At 76.9% G+C, this 22,290-nt stretch carries 21 protein-coding genes; 13 read left to right on the top strand and 8 right to left on the bottom strand.

Annotation, left to right across the window (positions count from 1 at the left end):
* Window positions 1–8: 8 nt before the first annotated feature.
* Together ACI79E_RS14740 and ACI79E_RS14735 are read right to left on the bottom strand one after the other, a co-directional pair.
* Window positions 9–1,190, bottom strand: coding sequence for a hypothetical protein (locus ACI79E_RS14740; protein WP_456933308.1), 1,182 nt, complete (start codon window positions 1,188–1,190; stop codon window positions 9–11).
* A gap of 245 nt (window positions 1,191–1,435) precedes the next feature.
* A complete protein-coding gene (locus tag ACI79E_RS14735) occupies window positions 1,436–2,152 on the bottom strand; it encodes an HpcH/HpaI aldolase family protein (protein ID WP_456933307.1) in 717 nt (238 codons plus the stop codon).
* A 217-nt stretch (window positions 2,153–2,369) separates the two neighbouring features.
* On the opposite strand from ACI79E_RS14735, the gene ACI79E_RS14730 reads away from it, so the two are divergent.
* Window positions 2,370–2,879 carry a phosphohydrolase gene (locus ACI79E_RS14730; RefSeq protein ID WP_456933306.1) on the top strand — a complete coding sequence of 170 codons (510 nt, stop codon included), beginning with the start codon at window positions 2,370–2,372 and terminating at the stop codon, window positions 2,877–2,879.
* Window positions 2,880–2,886: 7 nt separating this feature from the next.
* Here the strand turns inward: ACI79E_RS14730 and ACI79E_RS14725 are convergent, their stop codons facing one another.
* Window positions 2,887–5,601 (bottom strand): PEP/pyruvate-binding domain-containing protein, encoded by a 2,715-nt coding sequence (locus tag ACI79E_RS14725; RefSeq protein WP_456933305.1) that lies wholly within the window; start codon window positions 5,599–5,601, stop codon window positions 2,887–2,889.
* Between the two features lie 130 nt (window positions 5,602–5,731).
* Between ACI79E_RS14725 and ACI79E_RS14720 the strand changes: the two genes are divergently transcribed.
* On the top strand, window positions 5,732–6,988 hold the full coding sequence (locus ACI79E_RS14720; protein ID WP_456933304.1) for a cytochrome P450 family protein: 1,257 nt from the start codon (window positions 5,732–5,734) through the stop codon (window positions 6,986–6,988).
* A gap of 16 nt (window positions 6,989–7,004) precedes the next feature.
* Here ACI79E_RS14720 and ACI79E_RS14715 read toward each other — a convergent pair whose 3' ends face one another.
* From ACI79E_RS14715 to ACI79E_RS14705, 3 genes are all read right to left on the bottom strand, one after another.
* Window positions 7,005–7,985, bottom strand: a complete 981-nt coding sequence (locus tag ACI79E_RS14715; RefSeq protein ID WP_456933303.1) for a patatin-like phospholipase family protein — start codon at window positions 7,983–7,985, stop codon at window positions 7,005–7,007.
* Window positions 7,986–8,087: 102 nt separating this feature from the next.
* Entirely contained in the window at window positions 8,088–9,329 is a 1,242-nt protein-coding gene (locus ACI79E_RS14710; protein WP_456933302.1) for a vanadium-dependent haloperoxidase, read from the bottom strand.
* A gap of 18 nt (window positions 9,330–9,347) precedes the next feature.
* The gene (locus ACI79E_RS14705; protein WP_456933301.1) at window positions 9,348–9,959 is read right to left on the bottom strand and encodes a superoxide dismutase family protein; all 612 of its coding nucleotides are present in this window, start codon (window positions 9,957–9,959) and stop codon (window positions 9,348–9,350) included.
* A 301-nt stretch (window positions 9,960–10,260) separates the two neighbouring features.
* Between ACI79E_RS14705 and ACI79E_RS14700 the strand changes: the two genes are divergently transcribed.
* From ACI79E_RS14700 to ACI79E_RS14685, 4 genes are read left to right on the top strand one after another with little or no spacing between them, the layout of a single operon-like run.
* Window positions 10,261–10,512, top strand: coding sequence for a hypothetical protein (locus tag ACI79E_RS14700; protein ID WP_456933300.1), 252 nt, complete (start codon window positions 10,261–10,263; stop codon window positions 10,510–10,512).
* A complete protein-coding gene (locus tag ACI79E_RS14695; RefSeq protein WP_456933299.1) occupies window positions 10,509–11,339 on the top strand; it encodes a hypothetical protein in 831 nt (276 codons plus the stop codon). Before ACI79E_RS14700 ends, ACI79E_RS14695 begins: the two co-directional genes overlap by 4 nt.
* A complete protein-coding gene (locus ACI79E_RS14690) occupies window positions 11,339–13,135 on the top strand; it encodes a fumarate reductase/succinate dehydrogenase flavoprotein subunit (RefSeq protein ID WP_456933298.1) in 1,797 nt (598 codons plus the stop codon). The genes ACI79E_RS14695 and ACI79E_RS14690 overlap by 1 nt, the downstream gene beginning before the upstream one ends.
* 22 nt (window positions 13,136–13,157) lie before the next feature.
* A complete protein-coding gene (locus tag ACI79E_RS14685; RefSeq protein WP_456933297.1) occupies window positions 13,158–13,973 on the top strand; it encodes a succinate dehydrogenase/fumarate reductase iron-sulfur subunit in 816 nt (271 codons plus the stop codon).
* 15 nt (window positions 13,974–13,988) lie between these two features.
* On the opposite strand, the gene ACI79E_RS14680 is transcribed toward ACI79E_RS14685, so the two are convergent.
* Complete coding sequence (locus tag ACI79E_RS14680; RefSeq protein ID WP_456933296.1) at window positions 13,989–15,005, bottom strand: site-specific integrase; 1,017 nt, start codon at window positions 15,003–15,005, stop codon at window positions 13,989–13,991.
* A 132-nt stretch (window positions 15,006–15,137) separates the two neighbouring features.
* Here ACI79E_RS14680 and ACI79E_RS14675 point away from each other — a divergent pair, with 132 nt between their 5' ends.
* Entirely contained in the window at window positions 15,138–16,307 is a 1,170-nt protein-coding gene (locus ACI79E_RS14675; protein ID WP_456933295.1) for a hypothetical protein, read from the top strand.
* Between the two features lie 28 nt (window positions 16,308–16,335).
* Here the strand turns inward: ACI79E_RS14675 and ACI79E_RS14670 are convergent, their stop codons facing one another.
* On the bottom strand, window positions 16,336–17,367 hold the full coding sequence (locus ACI79E_RS14670) for an ion channel (protein ID WP_456933294.1): 1,032 nt from the start codon (window positions 17,365–17,367) through the stop codon (window positions 16,336–16,338).
* 174 nt (window positions 17,368–17,541) lie between these two features.
* Between ACI79E_RS14670 and ACI79E_RS14665 the strand changes: the two genes are divergently transcribed.
* The 6 genes from ACI79E_RS14665 (at window position 17,542) to ACI79E_RS14640 (ending at window position 22,278) form a co-directional block, all read left to right on the top strand.
* Window positions 17,542–18,141: a DUF4178 domain-containing protein gene (locus tag ACI79E_RS14665; RefSeq protein WP_456933293.1), complete on the top strand. Its 600-nt coding sequence runs from the start codon at window positions 17,542–17,544 to the stop codon at window positions 18,139–18,141.
* Window positions 18,138–18,647: a DUF2617 family protein gene (locus ACI79E_RS14660; protein WP_456933292.1), complete on the top strand. Its 510-nt coding sequence runs from the start codon at window positions 18,138–18,140 to the stop codon at window positions 18,645–18,647. Before ACI79E_RS14665 ends, ACI79E_RS14660 begins: the two co-directional genes overlap by 4 nt.
* Window positions 18,644–19,048, top strand: coding sequence for a DUF4247 domain-containing protein (locus ACI79E_RS14655; protein WP_456933291.1), 405 nt, complete (start codon window positions 18,644–18,646; stop codon window positions 19,046–19,048). The genes ACI79E_RS14660 and ACI79E_RS14655 overlap by 4 nt, the downstream gene beginning before the upstream one ends.
* Window positions 19,049–19,094: 46 nt before the next feature.
* Window positions 19,095–19,559 (top strand): DUF350 domain-containing protein, encoded by a 465-nt coding sequence (locus tag ACI79E_RS14650; RefSeq protein WP_456933290.1) that lies wholly within the window; start codon window positions 19,095–19,097, stop codon window positions 19,557–19,559.
* Window positions 19,560–19,563: 4 nt separating this feature from the next.
* Window positions 19,564–21,135, top strand: coding sequence for a polyamine aminopropyltransferase (locus tag ACI79E_RS14645; RefSeq protein WP_456933289.1), 1,572 nt, complete (start codon window positions 19,564–19,566; stop codon window positions 21,133–21,135).
* 87 nt (window positions 21,136–21,222) lie between these two features.
* Window positions 21,223–22,278, top strand: a complete 1,056-nt coding sequence (locus ACI79E_RS14640) for an App1 family protein (RefSeq protein ID WP_456933288.1) — start codon at window positions 21,223–21,225, stop codon at window positions 22,276–22,278.
* Window positions 22,279–22,290: the final 12 nt, after the last annotated feature.

Here is a 22,290-nt window from a genome sequence, read left to right as displayed (position 1 = left end):
CGGTGGGGTCACCGGGCCCCGGGGTCGGGCCGGCACGAGCCGACGAGCACGGGCGAGGAGGCGGCGGTGGCCGGCAGGTCGGTGACCGCGAGCACCGCCACCGCCGGGCCGGCCGGGAGCGGGAGGATGCCGACGGCCGCGGCCCGGGTCCCGCCGGCCGGCACGGTGACGGTCCCGCCCGGCGCGGTCTCCGTGGCCCCGGTGCACCGGTCGACGACCCGGTAGGACCACGTCACCACCTGCGGCTCGGCTCCCGGGGCGACCTGCACGAGCAGGCGCAGGTCGCAGGGCGCCCCGGGCGCGCAGGGCGACAGCGGGCGCAGGTCGACGCCGGTCACGGCCCCGGCCGCCGCGGGGGCGGGCGGCACGACGGGCAACCCGTCGGGTTCCGCGGCGGTGGGTGGCGCCGACCCGCTGCGCCCGGCGTCCAGGAGCAGGCCGATGTCCCTGGCGATGTCGTCGCGCAGGAGCACCACCTCCAGCGTCACGACCCCGGCGAGGACCACCACCGAGAGCAGCCACGCGCCGATCCGCCGCACCGGGCTGCGCGCCGCACCGGCGCCGGCGCGCGCCACCGGGCCGGCGGCGGGGCGGTCCACCGGGCGCCCGGCCGCCCCGGGTCCGCGGCCCGGCGCCACGGCACCGCCGGCGGCCCGCACCAGTGCGCCGAGCTCGCTGCGGACGGCTGCGCGGTCGAGGGCGACGGCCGCCTCCGCGAGCGTCCGCGCGACCTCGGCGACCCCCTCCACCGCCAGGTCGCTCGCCGCCCGGTCGAGCGGGGCCAGCAGCCGCTCGGCGGCCGGGTCCGCGCGGCGGGGGCGGACGCGGGCGCCAGCCGCGACGTCCGCGAGCACCGCCGCGACGGGCGTACCGGGTCGACCGTCGGGACTCCCGTGCACCGGAGGGGTGAGGGTCACCCGCCCGTCGGCACCGACGACGAGACGCTCGACGGGGACCCGGCCGTCGCCGGCCGCCGTCCCCTCTCCCCGCGCCGCCTCGGCGAGCACCTGGGCCCCGACCTCGAGGGCCTGCGCGGGGGTCAGCCGGGCGAGGCTGGTCAGGCGGGGCAGGGGCACGCCGGCCGCGTCCAGCGGCGGGGTGCCCGGTCGCGGCTCGGGTCGGTCGGGGACGTCGGGAACGAGGTCCGGGCCGTCGGACCCGGGGGCCCGTGCCGTCGTCAGGTCCGTCACCGCCACCTCGCTCGAACCGCCTGGCCAGGCCCCCCATGACGGAGCAGGGCCGATGCTGGTGGCTGGGGCACCCGCATGTCACCCGCTTGCTGCGCAGCCCGCGCGACACACCGGAGGCTGGTGACGAACGACCCGGCTGGTCATGACCAAGGGCCCGGCGGCCACCGACCATGGCCCGTCGCGGCACCGGCCGGGCGCCGGGGGCGCAGCGGTGTCGGCCCGGGGCGCCCCGGTGTCGGCCCCGCTCAGCCGCCCCGGGCGACGCGCAGGTGCTCCTCCGCGACCGCCCGCAGGCAGGTGGTGTCCATCGCGGCGGTGACGATGGTGGCGCCCTCCGCGGCGTACGCGGCGGCCTCCGCCCCGCTGAACGCGTGCACCCCGACCGGCACGCCGGCGGCCACCGCGCGCGCGACGATCGAGGAGATGACGCCGCGCACGTGGTCCCGGCTGTCCTCGCCGGCCCGGCCCAGGGACAGCGCCAGGTCGCCCGGGCCGACGTAGACCCCGTCCAGGCCCTCCAGGGCGAGGACGGCGTCGAGGTCGTCGAGCGCGCCCGCCGTCTCCACCATGAGGACGACCAGCGGCTCGGCGGAGCCGCCCGACAGCCGGCCGATCGACCGGGTGCCCGCGGGCCCGTACCGGCAGCTGGTGACGACGTCGCGGGCGTGGGCGGCGTCCCGGATGCTCGGGACGACGACCCCGTGCGCGCCCAGGTCCAGCGGGCGCCCCACGTCGGCGGGGTGGGGGCTGCGGGTGCGCACCAGCGGCACCGAGCCGGCCGCGACGACCGCGGCGGTGACGCCCGGCAGGTCCGCCTCGCCGACCGCGCCGTGCTGCAGGTCCAGGACGACGAAGTCGGCGCCGGTGCCGGCCAGCAACCCCGCCGGGACCGCACCCGGGAGCTGGCTCCACAGGCCGTGGCAGGCCTCCCCCGCCGCCCAGCGCGACCGCAGCGTGCTCACCGCGTGCTCCCCGGGACGGCGTCGCGGGCGGACCGTCGCACCCGGCTCCCGGGCGGCTGCTGGTGCAAGAGGGACACGGGCGCTCCTCGCTCGTCGTGGTGCGCGGCCGGGTCGGGCACGCGCCGCGGCATCCGGCGGGACGCTATCGGCCCCCGGTACCGGCGGAGGAGCGGGGACGGCCGCGCCCCGGCCCGCCGCCCGGCATAGCCTCGGGGTCGTGGCGTTCACCGTGGCCGACGCGCACCTGCTGGCGCTGGCGGCGCACGAGGGGCAGGTCGACGCGCAGGGCCGCGACCACTACCTGGCCCACCTGCGCCCGATCGCCGAGACGCTGCGGCCCCACGGCCCCTACGCGGAGATGGCCGGCCTGCTGCGCGACATCGTCGAGCACACCCGCGACCATCCCGACCCGGCCCGCCGCTACGACCTCGACCGGCTGCGCGCCCTCGGCGTCCCGGAGGTCGTGGTCGAGGCGGTCGACGCGGTCACCCGGCGTCCCGGGGAGCCCTTCATCGCCGGCCTGATCCGCCGCTCCGCCGCCCACCCCCTGGGCCGCCTGGTGCAGCTGGCCGGCAACGGGCACGACCTCGCGGCCAGCGCCGAGCTGGCCCGGACCGACCCGGACAAGGCCCGCAGCCTCCGCGAGGGCCGCTACCGCCCGGCCCGCCGGATCCTGCTCGCCGCCGAGGCCGCCGACCCGGTCCACGGCCGCCGCGTCCTCGTCTGACCCGGGCTCAGCGCGCGGGCTCCTCCTCCGCGACGGTGACCCGCCCCCGCGTGCCGTCGACGGTGAGCCGCTGGCCGGTGGTGAACCGGCTGGTCGCCTCCGGCAGGCCGACCACCGCGGGGATGCCGTACTCGCGGGCGACCACCGCCCCGTGCGAGTTCGCCCCGCCCATCTCCATGACCAGCGCACCGGCGGTGAGGAACAGCGGGGTCCAGCCCGGGTCGGTGGACGGCGCGACGAGGACCTCCCCGGGCACCAGGTGCGCCCCCACCGGGTCCAGGACGACGCGCGCGGTCCCGGTCACGGTCCCCGCCGACGCCGGGGTGCCCACCAGCGCGCCGTCCGCCGCCAGGGCGGTCCCGCTGCGCGCCTCCGGTTCGGTGCCGTCGCTGAGCAGCACGCGGGGCACGTGCCGGCGCCTCGTCTCGCGGTCGTGGCCGGCACGGCGGCTGGCGACGAGGTCGCGCAGGTCCCGGCCGTCGAGCCCCTCGGCCACCTCGCGGAGGTCGAGGAAGCAGACGTCCTCGGCGTCCGCGAGCCGGCCCGCCGCGGCCAGGTCCGCGCCGACGCCCAGCAGCTCGCGGCGTGCCTGGGCCAGCACCAGCACGATCAGGGCCTTGGGCAGCTCCCGGATGCCGGCCAGCTGCCGGGCCCGGTCCAGCGCCAGTCCCACGGCCCGCCCCCGCAGCCGGCCGCGCCGCCGGGCCCGCCCGGTCAGGGTCCCCACCATCGCCTCGGCCTCCGCGGCGCCGCGGTCGAACACCCGGCGCGGCGCCCGGTCGGGATCGTCGAGCCGCAGGTAGTTGGCGAGGACGCCGAGGACGTGCGTGGGGTCCTCCGACCAGCGGGGCACCCCGAGGTCGATCTCGGCGACGGCGCGGTGGCCGTAGCGGTCGAGGAAGCCCTGGAGCCCGTCCTGCAGCACCGGCGGCAGCGTCCCGGCCCGGCAGCGCGCGGCGAGCTCGGCGGCCGGCGTCCCGCCCAGGGCCGACGCGGCCGCGGCGTCGGCCCGGACCGCGGTCGCGAGGTCCCACAGCTGCAGGTCCATCTCCGTCGTCACGTTGTGCGGCAGGCCGCGCAGGACCGTCGCGAGGTCCCCGGGTCGCGCGTCGGGACCGAGCAGGCGGCCGGCCAGCCACAGCAGCGCGAACCCGGTGGCGGCCGGCGGTACCACCCGCGGCGCGATCCGGACCGCGGCGGAGCCGAGCAGCTCCACGACGGCGGCCAGCCGTTGACGCGGCGGCGCCGACGCGGGCAGCACCGGACGCGCCCGCAGCCGCGCGCCGAGCCGGTCCAGGCGGCGCCGGGCCGCCGCCGGGCGGGCGACCGCCTGCGCGACCTGCAGCGGGACGCCGAACCGGGCCGCCACCCAGGCGAGCCGGCGCACCACCGGCCACCACGAGGGGTGCACGACCGAGAGCCGGGGATCGGTGGCCAGCTCGCGCAGCACGGTGGCCGAGCGCGCCTCCATCACGTCGAGCACGCGGGGGAAGACGGCGCGTCCGGCGGTGCTGCGCACGATCGGCGTGATGTCGAGGAACAGCCGGCCCGCCGCGTCCCGGAGCCCCGGGGGCCCGGCGACCGGGTCGGCCGGCCGGGAGCCGTAGAGGGCGGCCACCGACGACCCGACCACGCGGATCGCGGACCGCCCGACCGGCGTCAACGGGCGGGTCAGGCCCTGGGCGAGGCTGAAGCAGAACCAGACGCGCAGCCCGGGCCGCGCCGGGTCGCCGTCGGGGAGCGGGAACAGCGTGGTGACCGGCCGGGCCTGGGTGAGCCACAGCGCGCCGGAGGCGTCGAGGGCCCACTCGGTGTCCTGCGGGTACCCGTAGTGCTCCTGGACGCGGTTGCCGAGGGCGACCAGGGCGCGCAGCTGGTCGTCGGACAGGCTGGCGCGGTCGGAGGCCGGCAGGGGCACTGCCTCGGTCCCGCCACCGGCCCGGGCCCGGACGGCCAGGCGCTTGTCCCCGAGGCGCCGCTCCAGGACCGCGCCGGTGCTGCTGTCGAGCACGAAGTGGTCGGGGTTGACCGCTCCGCTGACCACGGCCTCGCCCAGACCGGGGCTGGCGTCGACGACGGTCTCCCCGCGCCGCCCGGTGACCGGGTCGACCGTGAACATCACGCCCGCCACCGCGGCGTCCACCATCCGCTGCACGACGACCGCGAGCCGGGCCGAGGCCGGGTCGACCCCGTTGCCGACCCGGTAGACGACCGCCCGGTCGGTCCAGAGGGACGCCCAGCAGCGGTGCACCGCGTCCAGGACGGCCTCGGCACCGACGACCCCGAGGTAGGTGTCCTGCTGGCCGGCGGCGCTGGCGGTCGGGAGGTCCTCGGCGGTGGCCGAGGAGCGGACGGCCACCGGCGTCTGCTCCCCGAGCTCCCGGTAGGCCGCGGTGACCGCGGCCGCCACGTGCGGCGGCACGGGCGTGGCGAGGACCCGCTCCCGGGCCCGGGCGGCCAGGTCCACCGCCCGGTCCCGGTCGTCGGCGCCGAGGCCGGCCAGCTCGTCGAGGACGTCGGTGAGGCCGGCCGCGGCGGCCACCTCGCGGTAGGCGTCGGTGGTCACGCAGAAGCCGTCGGGCACCGGCAGCCCCGCGCCGATCAGCTCGCCGAGGTTCGCGGCCTTGCCGCCGGCCCGCTCCACCGCCCCGGCGTCGAGCTCCCGCAGCGCGACGACGACCGGACGGCCGTCCTGGACCGGTCCCTGCGACGTCCCACCCACGGTCGCCTCCCGCCGTCGTCCCCGGCGAAGCGCCCCGGACGCTACTCCGGCCGCCGCGCCCCGCGGCCGTTCCGCGGGACGGCACCGACAAGGGGTTGTCCCGCCCGCGGCGTCCGGGGACTCTCGGGCGATGGACCGACGGTGGTCGTCCACGGCACCCGCTGCCGACCCGGTGGTGGAGCTGGACGCGGCCTTCTTCGCCGACCCCTACGCCCTCTACGCGCGCCTGCGGGCGGAGCGGCCGGTGGCGCGGGCGCGGACCCCGGTGGGCCTGCCGGTGTGGCTGGTGACCCGCTACGACGACGTGCGGCAGGCCCTCACCGACCCCCGGCTGGCCAAGGACGCCGGCAGCTTCGCCCGGGTGCTGGGCGCCCAGCCGGTGCCGGCCGAGCGGCGTGCCGTGTTCGCCGAGGAGCTCACCCGGCACATGCTCAGCAGCGACCCACCGGACCACACCCGGCTGCGCAAGCTGGTGAGCCGGGCGTTCACGGTGCGGGCCATCGCGGGGATGCGCCCGCGCATCGAGGAGCTCGCCACGGGCCTGGCCGACCGGATGGCCGCCGGTCCGCCGGAGGTCGACCTGCTCGACGCCTTCGCCTTCCCGCTGCCGATGGCGGTCATCTGCGACCTGCTCGGCGTGCCCGACGCCGACCGCCGGGGCTTCCGCAGGTGGTCGAACACCCTGCTGTCCTCCGACGGGGCCGCGGCCGACCGGTCGGCGGCCGCGGCCGCCATGGCGCAGTACCTCGGTGGGCTCGTCGCGGAGAAGCGGGCCCGGCCGGCCGACGACATGCTCTCGGCGATCGTCGCCGCGTCCGACGACGCCGACCGGCTCTCGCCGGAGGAGACCGTGGCGATGGCGTTCCTGCTGCTGGTCGCCGGCCACGAGACGACGGTCAACCTCATCGGCAACGGGGTGCTCGCGCTGTTCCGCCGCCCCGACCTGCTGGCCGAGCTGCGGGCCGACCCCGACCTGACCCCGCGGGCGGTGGAGGAGTTCCTGCGCTTCGACGGGCCGGTCGACCTGGCCACCTTCCGCCACACGACCGAGGCGGTCGAGATCGGCGGCACGACCATCCCGGCCGGCGAGGTGGTGCTCGTCGCCCTGGCCTCGGCCGACCGCGACCCGGACCACTTCGCCCGCCCCGACGAGCTGGACCTGCACCGCGACGCGGGCGGCCACCTGGCGTTCGGCTTCGGGCTGCACCACTGCCTCGGGGCCCCGCTGGCCCGGCTGGAGGGCGACGTGGCCTTCCGGACGCTGCTCACCCGGTTCCCCGACCTCGCCCTCGCCTGCCGGCCCGACGAGCTGACCTGGCGCGCCAGCCTGCTCATGCGCGGCCTCACCCGGCTCCCGGTGCGGCTGCGGGCCGACGCCGCGGCCTGACCGACCGGTCCGCCGGTCAGCGCCCGTCCGCCTCCGCCGCCTTGCGGACGAGGGCGGCCAGCGCGGGGGTGGCCGCCTGCGCACCGGCGGCGAGGAAGGACTGCTGGACGACCTCGTCCAGGCGGCGCCGGGACATCATGTCGTTGCCCATGGCCTCCTGCTCCGCCGCGCCCGGGGAGAAGACGAACGTCGGGACGCCGGTCGCGCGCAGGGCCGCCACCTCACGGCGCAGCAGCCGGGCCGAGTGCCGGCGCGAGGCGGCGTAGACGTCGGGGCGCAGTCCGGCGGGGCCGCTCATCGGCGAGATCACGACGACGAGGTCCAGGCGCTGTCCCCGCAGGATCGCGGCGTTGGTCGGCGAGTGCACGCCTCCGTCGACGTAGGCGTGCCCGTCGATGCCGACCGGGGCGAAGTACCCGGGCACCGCGCACGACGCCGCCACCGCCAGGTGCACGGGCGCCTCGGGCGCGCCCGGACGGCCGAAGACGACGCGCCGCCCGTCGCGCCGGCGCACCGCGCAGATCCACAGTGGACGGTCCGGCCACCCCGGTTGCTCCAGCTCCCGGAGCGCGGCGAGCTGCTCGACGACGTCGTGCCGCCCCGGGGCCACCAGCGACATGCCCGCGGCCAGCGGCCGGAACCGCCACGGCCGGGTCAGCGCCCGCCCGACCATGTGCCGGCCGGGCACGCGCAGGGGGCGGCGCAGCAGGTGCAGCGGGTTGAACGGGGCCAGGTCGGGCACGGGGGTGCCGGCCATCTGGCGCAGCACGTCCTCGTCGCCGGACAGGGGGGCCCTCACCGTCCAGGCCGCGAGGTCCTCCGCCGAGACGCCGAGCCGCAGCAGCGTGCCGGTGATCGACCCGGCCGACGTGCCGACGACGACGTCCGCGGTCCGCGCGTCGAAGCCGAGGTCGTGCTGCAGGACCGCCAGCACCCCCGAGTGGTAGGCCTGACCGACGACGCCCCCGGCGCCCAGCACCAGGCCGACCCTCGTCATGGGGCGAGTCTGCCCCGTGCGCCGGGCGCGGGCAGGACCTCCCGGGACCGACCGGGGCGTGCCGGCCGGCGACGGGTCAGGGCCGGGCCGCGGCGTCGGGCATCACCGGGCGGCTCCGAACTCGTCGAGCACCGCCCCGGCCACCCCGCGGCCGATCTCCCGGGAGTCGTCCATCGCGTCCCGGAAGTGGATGCCGAGCCAGATCCGCGCGTCCACGACCTCGTCCAGCCAGGTGTCGGCGTCGTCGTAGGCCCGCGCGGTGCCGGTGACCGTGCTGGCGACCTGCAGGTCCACCTGCCCGCGGCCGAACAGCCCCTCGAGGGTCTCGGCGACCGCCGTGCTCACGCAGCCGTGGCCGCTGGGGTTGTCCGGGTAGGGCGGGGCCGGTCGCAGCGAGGTCCACCCCGGGTCGGGGGCGGTGGCCGGGTTCCCGTCCCGGTCGGCCTGCTGGATCGCGGTCACCGGACGCCAGAAGGGCGTCTCGTACTTGACCCGCCAGCAGGTGATCAGCGCGTCGGCACCGGCGCCGTTGGCGGCGGCGAACATCCGCGCCGTCTCCCCGATGCCCATCTGCTGGCGGAGGGCCCGCTCCCGCATGCCGTCCTGGTACTGCCGGATCGGGTTGTCGCTCCAGAAGAGGGCCAGCTCGGTCTGCTCCGGGGTCCGCACGGCGCTCGTCGCGGACCCCGTCGACGCCACCTCGGCGAGGTCGGCCGCGTACGCCTCGCTGTCCAGCGGGTCGGGACCGTCGGTGGCGAACTGCTCGGGCGAGTCGACGACCAGCGGCTCGGTGAAGCCCAGCCACGGGGCCGTCATCTCCCCGCTGCCGGTCGGGACCCACCGGCCAGGGGGCGGGTCCTCGGGCGTGGGGAGGGTGATCGGGGCGTCCCGCCCGTCGTCGGCACGGGCCGCGACCAGATCGGCCGCGGCCCCGGCCCCGACCCGCTGGCCGGACCGCCGCGCCTCGTCGTCCGGGACGCCGCCGAGCCACGCGTCGTAGTCCGCGTCCAGGGCGGCCCGGGACGCCGGGAAGTACTCCACCAGCACGTCGTGGGCAGCCGTCGCCGCGGCCACGTCCGCGGCGGCGTCGTCGTCCGCCGCGGTGACCACCGCGTCGTACACGGCCGTGGACACCAGGCCGAGGTAGAGCTGGGCGACCGGCGGCGGCTTCTGGCCCTCGACGCCGATGGTGCGCCAGGCGATGGCGTTCCAGCTCAGCACGACACCGGGATCACCCCGGGGCGGGCCCGCCGGGGCGGCGGCCGCCGCGGTCGGTGCCGTCGCGAGGACCAGCAGCGCAGTGGCCACGACGGCCCCGCGCGGTGCGGTCCGGCTCCTGGTCATGGCCTTCCCCCTGCCCGGTCAGTCGCCCACCGGGCCGCAGGCGATGCGGCCGCCGGCGTCCCCGGTGTTGCGGGTCGTCTCGTCGGGTCCCGCGGGCGCGTACCGCTCGGGGACGTTCGCGTAGTTGTCCGGGCCGGCATGGACCATCAGCGCGCTGCCGTCGTCGTCGGTCAGGTCGTCGGTGGACAGCGCGTCGGTGACGACGGTGAGGGTCCCGGCGCCGGAGCCGTCGACGAGGAGCACCGGGAGGTCGCCGGCGTGCTCGCCGTGGTCGGCCTCCCCGGCGCCGATGTGCCCCCCGGCCGAGAGGAAGTCGCCCCGCGTGGCCGGGTCGGCGGGGTTGGCGCTGTCCGGCTCGCACAGGCCGACCGCGTGCAGGTGGAACCCGTGGAACCCCGGCGGCAGGCCGGTCACCTCCACCGAGACACGCACGCCGCCGTCGGCGTCCTCCAGGGTGGCCGTGCCCACCTCGGTGCCCTCGGCGTCGACCAGGCGCGCCGTGAGCTCCTGCCCACCTCCTCCGCCGCCACCTCCTCCGCCGTCCTCGGACCCGGTCGCGGCGGAGCACCCTGCGAGGAGCAGGGGGACCACGCACGGGAGGACGAACGAGGTGGCGGCCGGACGGCGCATGGGAGGTCTCCCGACGATCGGCCGGACGGCGACCGGGACGGTGCCGACCGGGACGGGTCCGGGGCCCCGCGCCCGGCCGGACACCGGCCGCGCGCCCCGTACCGGGACCGGCCCAGCGTCCTCCGGGCGGCGGCGCGGCGGAACCCCGTCGGCCGCGGCGGCGCACGCCCGGTCCGTCCGCCGTCCACCGCGCGGCGGGGACCGAAGACCCGGGACCCAGCCCCTTTCCCCAGCACGACGTCCGTGGTCGACTGCCCTCCACCGCCGGCCCGGCGGCGTTCGCAGCGATCTGGGGGCAGCGATGTCTTTGGAGCAGGACGTGGCGGCGGCTCGCAGGGCGGTCGACGCCCTCGAGCAGGCGTGCGCACCGTTGACCAGGTACTTCGGTGACACCGTGGACTCCCGCCGGCTGCGGGTCGACGTCGGCCGGCTCCGCGACGACCTCACCCTGCTGTGCGGTGCCCGGGCCCGGGCCGTGTACGACCCCTTCGCCGTCGTCTACGGCGACGGCGACGACGACGGGTTGGGCGGGTCCGGCCGGACGGCGTCGTGACCACCACCGCGCCCCGCGGGACCGGGGCGGTCACCCCGGGCGGGGGCAACGGGGCGGTGCCGCCACGGCGCGCGGCCATCGAGGCCCGCACACTGCGCACCGACCGCTGGTGGCTGCAGCCCCTGCTGACCGTCGTGGCGCTGGTCGCGTTCATCGTCTACTCGACGTTCCGCGCCTTCCAGAACGCCCACTACTTCTCCGAGCCCTACATCTCGCCGTTCTACTCGCCGTGCATCACCACCGCGTGCGAGGGCGACACGTTCCCCGAGTGGTTCACCGGGCCGGCCTGGATCTCCCCGGCCATCTACATCCTGGTCGTGCCGCTGGGCTTCCGGCTGACCTGCTACTACTACCGGAAGGCCTACTACCGGTCGTTCTGGCTCTCGCCGCCGGCGTGCGCGGTCGCCGAGCCGCACCGGCGCTACACCGGTGAGACGCGGCTGCCGCTGCTCGGCCAGAACCTGCACCGCTACTTCTTCTACCTGGGCCTGGTCTTCAACGTCGTCCTCACCTACGACGCGGTGCTCGCCTTCCGCGACGAGACCGGCGCCTGGGGGCACATGGGCCTGGGCACGCTGGTGCTGCTGGCCAACGCCGCCCTGCTGTGGCTGTACTCGCTGTCGTGCCACTCCTGCCGGCACATCGTCGGCGGCCGGCTCAACTCCTTCTCCCGGCACCCGGTGCGCTACCGGTTCTGGACGGTCGTGTCGCGGCTGAACGCCAACCACATGAAGTACGCCTGGATCTCGCTGTTCGGCGTCGCCTTCGCCGACTTCTACGTCTTCCTCCTCGCCACCGGCACGATCTCGGATCTGAGGTTCTTCTGATGGAGCTCGAGCGGCACGAGTACGACGTCGTGGTCGTGGGCGCCGGTGGGGCCGGGTTGCGGGCCGCCATCGCCGCCCACGAGGAGGGCGCCCGCACCGCCGTCGTCTGCAAGTCCCTGCTGGGCAAGGCGCACACGGTGATGGCCGAGGGCGGGATCGCCGCGGCGATGGGCAACGCCTGGCCCGACGACAACTGGCGGGTGCACTTCCGCGACACCATGCGCGGCGGGAAGATGCTCAACCACTGGCGGATGGCCCAGCTGCACGCGCAGGAGGCACCCGACCGGGTGCACGAGCTCGAGGACTGGGGCGCGCTGTTCGACCGCACCCCCGAGGGGCTGATCAGCCAGCGCGACTTCGGCGGTCACCGGTACGCCCGCCTGGCCCACGTCGGCGACCGCACCGGCCTGGAGCTGATCCGCACGCTGCAGCAGCGCACCGTGGCCCTCGGCATCGACGTGTACATGGAGTGCACGGTCACCCGGCTGCTCACCGACGACGAGGGGATCACCGGGGCGTTCGGCTACTGGCGGGAGTCCGGCCGCTTCGTCGCCTGGCAGGCGCCCTCGGTGGTGCTGGCCACCGGCGGCATCGGCAAGGCCTACAAGGTCACCTCGAACTCCTGGGAGTACACCGGCGACGGGCACTCCCTGGCGCTGCAGGCCGGCGCCTCGCTGGTCAACATGGAGTTCGTCCAGTTCCACCCCACCGGGATGGTCTGGCCGCCGTCGGTGCGCGGCATCCTCGTCACCGAGAGCGTCCGCGGCGACGGCGGCGTCCTGAAGAACTCCTCGGGCAACCGGTTCATGTTCGACTACATCCCGGACTTCTTCCGCAAGGAGACCGCGGAGACCGAGGACGAGGCCGACCGCTGGTACGAGGACAAGAAGAACAACCGCCGACCGCCCGAGCTGCTCCCCCGCGACGAGGTGGCCCGCGCGATCAACAGCGAGGTCAAGGCCGGCCGCGGGTCCCCGCACGGCGGCGTCTTCCTCGACATCGCCTCGCGCCGCTCGGCGGACTACATCCGCCGGCGGCTGCCGTCGATGTACCACCAGTTCAAGGAGCTGGCCGACGTCGACATCACCGCCGAGGCGATGGAGGTCGGGCCCACCTGCCACTACGTGATGGGCGGGGTGGAGGTCGACCCCGACACCGAGGCGGCGCGGGTCCCGGGCCTGTTCGCCGCCGGGGAGGTCGCCGGCGGGATGCACGGCTCGAACCGGCTCGGCGGCAACTCGCTGTCGGACCTGCTGGTGTTCGGCCGGCGCGCCGGGGTGGCCGCCGCCGAGCACGCGCACAAGCGGGCCGGCCTGGTGGAGCTGGCCGACGTCGCGCTGGCCGACGCGGCCGCGGCGGCGCTGGCGCCGTTCGAACGCGAGGGCGGGGAGAACGCCTACACCGTCCAGCAGGAGCTGCAGCAGACGATGCACGACCTGGTCGGCATCATCCGCACGGCGCCGGAGATGGAGCGGGCGCTGGAGCGGATCGAGGCCCTCAAGCAGCGGGTGGCCGCGCTCTCCGTCGAGGGCCACCGGCAGTACAACCCGGGCTGGCACATCGCCCTGGACCTGCCGCACATGCTGCTGGTCAGCGAGTGCATCGCCCGGGCGGCGCTGGAGCGCGAGGAGAGCCGCGGCGGGCACACCCGCGACGACTTCCCCGCCGCCGACGCCGAGTGGGCGCGGACCAACCTGGTCTGCACCCGCACGCCCGACGGCGGTGTGACGGTGACCCGGCAGGCGCTGCCGGAGATGCCACCGGAGCTCGCCGAGATCTTCGAGGAGCAGGCGTGAGCGACGCCCACGAGGAGGACGCGTGACCGAGACGGGCGAACCCAGCGTCGGCGCCGTCGACGAGGGCGACCGGCGCAGCAGCGGCGGCTACGACGCCACGTTCCGGGTGTGGCGCGGCGACGCCTCCGGCGGCGACCTGCAGACGTTCACCGTCCCGGTGCACGAGGGCGAGGTGGTCCTCGACGTCATCCACCGGCTGCAGGCCACCCAGGCCGGGGACCTCGCCGTCCGGTGGAACTGCAAGGCCGGCAAGTGCGGGTCCTGCAGCGCGGAGGTCAACGGACGCCCGCGGCTGATGTGCCTGACGCGGATGAGCACCTTCGCCGAGGACGAGACGGTCACCGTGACCCCGCTGCGGACCTTCCCGGTGATCCGTGACCTGGTCACCGACGTGTCCTACAACTACGAGAAGGCCGCGCAGATCCCGGCCTTCACCCCGCAGCCACGGGACCCCGACGGCCACCACCGGATGCAGCAGGTCGACGTGGAGCGGTCGCAGGAGTTCCGCAAGTGCATCGAGTGCTGGCTGTGCCAGGACACCTGTCACGTGATCCGGGACCACGAGGAGAACAAGCGGGCCTTCGCCGGGCCCCGCTTCCTCATCCGCCTGGCCGAGCTGGACATGCACCCGCTCGACGTCCGCGACCGCCGCGACGCCGCGCAGGATGAGTTCGGCCTGGGCTACTGCAACATCACCAAGTGCTGCAGCGAGGTCTGCCCGGAGGGCATCCACCTCACCGACAACGGCATCATCCCGCTCAAGGAGCGGGTGGTGGACCGCCGCTACGACCCGCTCACCTGGCTGGGGTCCAGGATCGGCCGGCGCCCGCGCCGCTGACCCCTGCCGCCGCGGTCACAGCCCCAGGGAGCCGGACGCCGGGTCGGCCCAGCGGCCGGAGGCGTCGTAGGAGCGGACGACGAGGGACCGCCACCGGCCGGTGCGGCTGATCTCCTTCTCCGGCACGCCCTGCGCGTAGGCGGTGGTGGCGAAGCCCCGGCGCAGGGAGTGCGGCGAGAGCCCCTCCGGGGAGACGCCGGCCCGTTCGGCGGCCCGCCGCAGGACCAGGTCGACGCTGCGGGTGGTCAGCGGGGCCGCCCCCAGCCGCGGGTTGCGGCCCTTGCCGACCGACCGGAACAGGGGCCCGGCGGTGATCCCCTGCCCGGCCAGCGCGGTGAGCCAGGCGCGGGCGGCCCGCACCGGGCAGGTGACCGCGCGGACGCCCTCGGCCAGGGCCAGGGTGTCCCCCGCGCCCTCCTGGTCGGTCTTGGAGAAGCGCACCAGGACGTCGAGCCCGCCGTGCCCGGCCGGGGTGAGGTCCTCGACCCGCAGCCAGCACAGGTCCGAGGCCCGCAGCCCCAGGGCGTAGCCGAGGAGGATGAGGCACCGGTCGCGGGTGCCGGCGAGGGTGTCCGGGAGGTCCTCGACGAGGGCCCGGACGGTCGCGGTGTCCACCGCGCGGGCGCGCCGGGGCCGGTGGCCGGACCGCGCGGCGGTGCGGCGGATCCCGGCGAGGGTCCGCCGCACGCCCTCGTTCTCCCCCGGCGCGGGGTGGCCCGCGGTGCGGTGGGCGTCGTTGAGCGCCGACAGCCGCCGGGCGACGTACCGCGGGCTGTGCCCGCCGTCGGCCATCGCCGCCAGCCAGGCCGCGACGGTGAGCGGGTCCGCCGGCAGCGTGCCGGGCAGCGACCGGCGGGCGCACCAGGCGGTCCAGGCGGCGACGTCGCGGGCGTAGGCCCGGCGGGTGGAGTCGGCCTGGGCGGCGGCGACGTAGGAACCGACGGCGGTGAGGTCGGCGGGTGCGAGCGCCCGGTCGCCGGCCGGGGCGGCTGCGCCGGGCGCGTCGCGCCTGCGGGACGGCTCCGGGTGCACCTCCGCAGTCTCCCGGAGGGCCGACCGGACCGCATCCGATCACTTCGCAGAAGAAGTGCTTCTCGGAAGCAATTGCCGAACACATGGACGGACTGGATATGTGGCCCCATCCATCCATCTATCGTCGACCGCATGACCAGCCCGCCGGAACCGGCGTCACCCGAGGCCTGCGCCTTTCCCGGCTGCCCGGAGCCCCGGCGCCCCCGGACCCCCGGCCGCAGCGGTCCGTCGCCGAAGTTCTGCGCGGATCCCGCGCACAACCCGGAGAGCGCGCGCCAGGAGCGGGTGCGGGCCACCGGGCCGCGGGCCGCGCGGCTGGCCGCCACGGCGGCGCTGACCGAGGACCTCCCGCCGGAGGGCCGCGTGCGGCACCTGGTGCGGCAGTGGGCCGTGGCGGCCCGGGAGGCCGCCGCCGCGGCCGACGCGCAGGCCGCCCTGCTCACCGGCGCCGCCGACGCGCTGGCCGGGTACCGGGACGAGGCGGGCGTGGAGGCCCGCATCGCCGAGGCCCGCGCCGAGGTCGACGCCGCCCACGCCGCGCAGCTACGGGCCGAGGAGCGGGCCCTGCACGCTGAGCAGGCCGGCGCGCAGGCGCAGGAGGCGCGGCAGGCGGCCGAGCGGGCCGCCGACGCGGCGCGGACGGCCGCGGACCGGGCCGTCGCGCAGGCCCGCGCCGAGGCCGGGCACCGCACGGAGCTGGCCGAGGCGGCCCGCGCGGCCGCCGAGGCCGGCCGTGGCCAGGCGGAGGAGGACCGCGACCGGGCCGAGGCCGAGCGCGCCTCCGCCGAGGCGCGGGCCGCCGACGCGGACCTGCGCCGGCGGGCGGCCGAGCAGGACGCCGACCTGGCCCGCCGGGCCGAGGCGCAGGCGCGCGCGGACGCCGCCCGCGAGCACGACGACCTCGTCGAGGCCCGCGCCCAGGCCGCCGTCACCGAGCGCACCCTCGCCGAGACCGTCCGGACGCGGACCCGGGAGCGCGACGAGGCCCTCACCGCGCGGGACGACGCGCGCGCGGCCGCGGAGGCCGCGCGGGTGCAGGCCCGCGACGCCGAGCGGGACCGGGACCGCGCCCGGGAGGCCGAGCAGACCGCCCGCGCCGCCGCGCGGGAGGCCGACGAGCGGGCGGCGGCCGCCGAGCGGGCCCGCCAGGAGGCGCTGACCGCCGCGGCGCGGTCGGCTCAGCGCGCCGAGGACGCCACCGCCCGGGCGACCGCGGCCGAGGCGACCGCCCGCACCGCCAGCGAACGGGTGGGCGCGCTCACCGCCGAGGTCGAGGCCCTCCGCACGCAGCTGCGCGGGTGACCGGACGGCGCCGCCCGGGCACCGGTCCTCAGCGGCCCGCGGTCAGGCGACCGGCGTCGATCCGCCGCCGCGCGACGTAGTACAGCGTGGCCCCCGGCGGCACCGGCCGGTCCCACGGCGGGCTCACCACCAGCTCGTCGGCGCACCGGACGGCCAGCACCGTGGCCCCGAACTCGCGGCCGAAGCGGCTCTGCACCTCGCCGAAGGGCGCGGGCGGCGCACCGGCCGGGAGCCGCACCGAGTAGGTGTTCCCGGAGCCGCCCTCGGTCATCAGCTCGTTGTAGATCTCGGTGATGCCGGGGTCGTTGGCCTCCTCGGTGAGCAGGAACGGCATGTGCCACTGCACGACCTGCACGTCCGGGTTGACGTAGCGGAGGTTCTCCCGGCGCCGGAGGTCACGCACCGCGACCACCAGGTGCGCCCGCGGGTTGGCGTGGTCCGCGGCCACCGCCACGGCGAGGGCCTCGTTGTCGTCCCGGGCGTCGACGACGACGGTCCGCGCCCGGGCGACCCCGGCCCGGTGCATGACGTCGGCGCCGGTGAGGTCACCGCGGACGAAGTGCACGGCGGGCTGGTGGGGCACCGGGTTCTCGGTGACCTCGTCCCAGGCACACAGCGCCACCTGCTGGCGGCCCTCCGCCGTCAGCTCCGCCACGATCCGCTCGGTCCGCCCCGGGGAGTAGCCGAGGAGCACGACGTGGTCGTCCAGGTCCAGCGTCACCCCTCCTCTGAGCCGCCTGCCCCGGACCGACTGCAGCGCCTCGGCCAGCCGGGTGAACAGCAACGTCAACGTGACGATGCCACCCACGATGACGTACAGCCCCACCACCCGGCCGCCGGCCGACACGGGGAAGAGGTCGCCGTAGCCCACCGTGGCGGCCGTGACCACGAAGTACCACCAGTAGTCGCCCGGCCGGACGATCTCGCTGCCCGGGGGCTCGACGAGCGCCATGGCCAGCCAGCTGGTCAGGAACACCCCGACCGCCACGGCCAGCGGCAACCGCCACCCGCGCAGCCGCAGCCGCAGCAGCCGGGCCAGCCGACCGACGAAGAACAGCACGCGCCCTCCCGAGCCTCGCTGGCGGCACCGCAAGCTACCGCTCCCCGACGGGGGGACGGGCACCTCACCCCACCGGCGCGGGTCCTCCGCCGCTGGTGAGGGAGCCGTCGACCACCCCGGGCGGGTCGTCGCGATACGGTCGGCCACTCCCCGTCCCCGCAGGAAGGCGGCTCCGTGACCGAGGTCCTGCTCGTCCTCCTGGCGCTCGTGGTCGTCCTGGCCGTGGTGATCCTGGTCCTGCGCCGGCGGAACCTGGCCCGGCGTCCCGTACGGCGCCGGGTCGACCCGCTGGCCGACGAGCCCGACGTCTACGACCCGCACGCGATCGGCGTCGGCGACGTCATCACCTACGCCGGGATCGACCACGTCGTCCGCGGCACCATCGTGCTCGAGGAGGGCGGCACGACCTGGCGCGAGCACCTGCTCGACGGCTCCACCGGCAAGCGCTGGCTCACCGTGGAGGACGACGAGGGCGACCTGGAGATGACGCTGTGGATGCGCCGCGAGGGCACCGGGCTCACCCCTGACGGGGACGTCGTCCTGGACGACCGGGTCCACCACCAGATCGAGCGGGGCCGCGCCTCCTACACCGCCGAGGGCACCACCGGCACTCCCCCGAGCGGGACCGTCGACTACGCCGACTACGCGACCCGGGACCGCACCGGCCTCATCGCCTTCGAGCGCTGGGCGCCCACGCAGTCGTGGGAGGTCTCGACCGGGCGCGCGGTCTCCCGCGGCGAGCTGACCGTCTACCACCGGACACCCGAGGCATGACGCTGCTCGATCTCGACGTGCAGCCGCGGGACGTCAGCGCCGGTGCCCTCGGCCTGCTGCTGCACGCGCCCGCCCCACCGGCGCTGGCCGAGGTGCGGCTGCACGCCGAGGACGGCGGGACGCTCGTGCTCGGGGTGCTGGGCGCCTCGCACGTGGTCACCGCGACCGTCCCCGGGCACCGGCTCACCGAGCAGGTGTCCTGCGACGCGCTGGCGGCCGGCGGCAGCGCGCTCCCCCGGCACCTGCGGTCGGGTGGCTTCGAGATCGCCTCCGCGGTGTCGGCGGTGTCCCGGGGCGAGCTCGACGCCACCGCCGAGGACCTGCGGGCGCGCGCCACGGACGACCCCGCCTGGCTGTGCGGCCGGTTCCCCGGCTCCGGCAGTGCCCTCACCGCCGTGACCGGCGCACCCCTCGCCGGGGGCGGCTGGGCGTGGGAGACCTGGCACCTCTACCCGGACGGGGCCTCCGGCGAGATCGTCACGACCCGCAGCCGGTGGACGCCGTGAGCGCGCGCCGGTGGACCGCCGTCCTCGTCGCCGCGGCCCTGCTGCTGGCCGGGTGCGGCAGCGCCAACCGGGTCCGGGACTTCCTCCGCGACACCTACGACCTGCAGACCTCCCGCGGGGACACCGCCGTGTACTCCTCGCCCGACCCCGTCGGCACCACCACGACCGCGATCGTCGACGCGGTGCGACCCGCCGAGCGCGCGGCCGACGGCGGCAACGAGTACCTGCGCTACGACGACGACATCGTCATCGTGAGCCCGGCCGCGGGCGGCAGCACCGTGCAGGTCGAGGACACCGACGGCCGCTACAGCCGCGGGTTCTTCGTCTTCCTCGGCCCCGGGTTCCGGCCCGGCTCCCCCGCCGGGAGCGGCGCCGGGAGCGGCCCCGGCGACGGCAAGTGACGTCGCCTGCACCCCCTGCCCCGACCCCCATCCCCAGGAGTGACACGTGAGCGCGACAACCCATGCGCTGGAGTTCGGCTCGGTCGACGGCGAGCTGCTCGGCCAGGGCGTGGTGGCGACCCTGCTGTACTTCCTCATCGGGCTGGCCGTGCTGGCCCTGGGCTTCCTCGCCCTGGACCTGCTCACCCCCGGCAACCTGCGCACCCAGGTCTACGTCGACCACAACCCGAACGCGGCCATCCTGCTCGCCGGCAACCACCTCGCGCTGGCGGTCATCGTGGTGACGGCGATCATGACCAGCGCCGACAGCCTCGGCCAGGGCCTGGTCGACTCGGCGGTCTACGGGCTGCTCGGCGTCGTGCTCCAGGCGCTGGCCCTGCGGTTGCTCGACGTGTTCGTCCCGGGGCACCTGCGCGACGTCGTCAACACCCCGCACATGACCGGCACCGCGTGGGCGGTGGCGGTCAGCCTGGTCGCGATCGGCGCGGTGAACGCCGCCGCGCTGTCCTGAGCCGGTGACCGCGTCGACCGCCGGGCCCCGGGCCGGCACGGGCACCCCGCTCCCGCTGCGCGCCCGCCCGCTGCTGCTCGCCGCCGTGGCGGTGTGCGCGGCCTGCGGGCTGGTCTACGAGCTGGTGCTGCTGACGCTGTCGGCGAGCCTCGTCGGCGGCGGGATCACGCAGACGTCGCTGATCGTCGCCGGGTTCGTCGCCGCGCTCGGCGCCGGGGCGCTGCTGGTCAAGCCCCTCCTCGGGCACGCGGCGGCCACCTTCGTCGCGGTGGAGACCGCGCTCGGGGTCGCGGGCGGCCTCAGCGCCGTCACCCTCTACGTCGCCTTCTCCTACTACGGGACCAGCACCGCGGTGCTGCTGGTGGCCACGGCGGTCCTGGGGGTGCTGGTCGGGGCGGAGGTGCCGCTGCTCATGACCCTGCTGCAGTCGGGCCGCACCGGCATCGACGCGGAGGGCACCGGCAAGCTGCTGGCCGACCTCAACGCGGCGGACTACGCCGGGGCCCTGCTCGGCGGGCTGGTCTGGCCGTTCGTCCTGCTCCCCCTCGCCGGGCAGATCCGCGGCGCGGCCCTCACCGGGGTGGTCAACCTCGTGGCCGCGGCCGTGGTCGCCGGGTTCCTCCTGCGCCGGCAGCTCAGCCCGCGCGCCCGCCGGAGCGCCGCCGCGGCCCTGCTCGCGGCGGCCGCCGTGCTCGGCGTGCTGCTGGTGCGCGCGCAGGACGTCGAGGTGACGGCGCGCCAGCGGCTCTACTCCGACCCGATCGTCGCCGCCGTGCGCTCCGAGTACCAGGAGATCGTGGTGACCGAGCGGGCCGGCGACGTCCGGCTGTTCCTCGACGGCGACCTGCAGTTCGCCAGCCTCGACGAGCACCGCTACACCGAGGCCCTGGTCCACCCCGCGCTCGCCCGCGACCCGGCCCGCGTGCTCGTCCTGGGCGGTGGCGACGGGCTGGCCGCCCGGGAGGTGCTGCGTCACCCGTCGGTCCGCGAGGTCGTGCAGGTGGAGCTCGACCCCGCCGTGGTCGACCTGGCCCGCACCCGGCTGGCCGACCTCAACGACCGCGCGCTGGACGACCCGCGGGTGGACGTCGTCATCGACGACGCCTTCGGCTGGCTGCGCCGGACGCCCGGGCCGGACTTCGACGCCGTCGTCGTCGACATGCCCGACCCGGACACGCCCGTCCTCGGCCGGCTCTACTCGACGGAGTTCTACGGGCTCCTCACCGGGGTGCTGGCACCCGGCGCGCTCGTGACCGTGCAGGCCGGCAGCCCCTACTCCACACCGACCGCCTACTGGCGCACCGTCAGCACGCTGGAGTCCGCCGGGCTGCGCGCGACGCCGTACCACGTGCACGTGCCGAGCTTCGGCGACTGGGGCTTCGCGCTGGCGCAGGCCGGCGGAGCGGCACCCGGCCTGGACCTGTCACCGCGGGCACCGTCGCTGCGGTTCCTCGACCCGGCGGTGCTGCAGGCCGCCGGGGTGTTCTCCGCCGACCGCGGGCCGCAGACCCTCCCGCCGTCGACGCTGGACCAGCCGCGCATCGTCGAGGACATGCGCCAGGGCTACGCCGGCTAGCGGTCCGGCCTCGGGGTGTCCCGCACCGACGTGCGCCGGCCCGTCGGGGTCAGTACGGTCTGCCCGCCGATCCTCCCGGAGGTGCCCGTGCCGACGCCGTCCCCCGGAGCCGTAGGCGGCTCCTCCCGCCTGGTCGCCGCCGCCTTCCGCGCCAAGACGCGGCTGGACCGGGCCCTGTCCGAGCGCGCCCGCGGCCGCGGCTGGACCCTCGCCGCGCTCGGCTACCCCGGGTACGCCGCGCAGGGCCGGGCCCGGGTGCGCGGTCGGCTGCTGCTCGCGCCGGTGGGCACCGACCCGAACGCGCGCCGCGACATCCCCGGCTGGCGGCGGCTGCTGACCCTGGAGCAGGCGCACGGCGAGATCGACGTCAGCCTCGGCGGGACCCGGGTGCGGGCGCGGGCCGACGAGGCCGGGCTGATCGACCTCGCCGTCCCGGTCGACCTGCCGCCCGGGGAGGCCACCGCGCTGCTGCACGTGGAGGGCCGGCCCCCGGTCCCCGCCCCGGTGCACGTGGCCGCGCCCGACGCCGACCGCGGGGTCGTCTGCGACATCGACGACACCGTCTGGATCACCGGCATCCGGCACCCGCTGCGGGCGGCCTGGCGGACCTTCGCGGGCAACGGCTCCACCCGCCGTCCGGTGGCGGGCATGGCGGCGCTGCTCAACCGGCTCGTCGAACACGCGCCGGGCGCGCCGGTGGTCTACCTGAGCAACGGACCCTGGAACCTGGCCGGCCCGATCACCGACTTCCTCGCGCGGCACGGCTTCCCACCCGGCGCCGTCCTGCTCACCGACTGGGGCATCAGCCCGCGAGCCTGGTTCCGCAGCGGCCAGGCGCACAAGCGGGGCTCCCTGGAGCAGCTGGCCCGCGACCTGCCCGGCGTCCGCTGGGTGCTCGTCGGGGACGACGGCGAGCACGACCCCGAGATCTACCGCGGGTTCGCCGGCGCCCACCCCGGCCGGGTGGGTGCGATCGCGCTGCGCACCGTCGCCCCCCTCGGCACCGCCGCACCGGAGAGCGAGGAACGGGTCGGGGCGGTGCCCGTCGTCCGCGCCGGCGACGGCACGCTGCTGGCCGACCGGCTGGCCCGGTCCGGCGTCCTGCCCCTCGCCGGCGGCACGGGGACCGCCGTCCGGGCCTGAGGCGGGCCGGCC

The organism is Geodermatophilus sp. SYSU D00079 (assembly GCF_054050635.1).
This window is presented reverse-complemented; position numbering and strand designations above follow the sequence as displayed.